The sequence below is a fragment of the Halomonas sp. ND22Bw genome, from assembly GCF_003011945.1.
Classification (GTDB): domain Bacteria; phylum Pseudomonadota; class Gammaproteobacteria; order Pseudomonadales; family Halomonadaceae; genus Halomonas; species Halomonas halophila.
Map to the genome: position 1 here is coordinate 1 of NZ_PXWD01000602.1, position 290 is coordinate 290.

The 290-nt window shown below is 63.8% G+C and carries 1 protein-coding gene; it reads left to right on the top strand.

Annotation, left to right across the window (positions count from 1 at the left end; genetic code table 11):
• Positions 1-82 precede the first annotated feature (82 nt).
• On the top strand, positions 83-290 hold a 208-nt coding region (locus tag CVH10_RS19565; RefSeq protein WP_146143118.1), incomplete at its 3' end, for a hypothetical protein.

A 290-nucleotide genomic window follows, 5' to 3' on the forward strand; every position in this document is an offset into this window, starting at 1 on the left:
CAGGAAGACTGAATTGAAGAGCAAGGATATTCACGCGACGACGCCGGCCACCGATCATGGGCATACAGGGCCGCCCGCTTGCGTGCAGGTTCGCGGCGCGCGCCAGAACAACCTCAAGAATGTTGACGTCGATGTACCGCGCGACGCCTTCGTGGTGTTCACCGGCATATCGGGCTCGGGCAAATCGAGCCTCGCGTTCGGCACCCTCTATGCCGAGGCACAGCGCCGCTATCTGGAATCGGTCGCGCCCTACGCCCGCCGCCTGATCGATCAGTCCGGTGTGCCGGAGG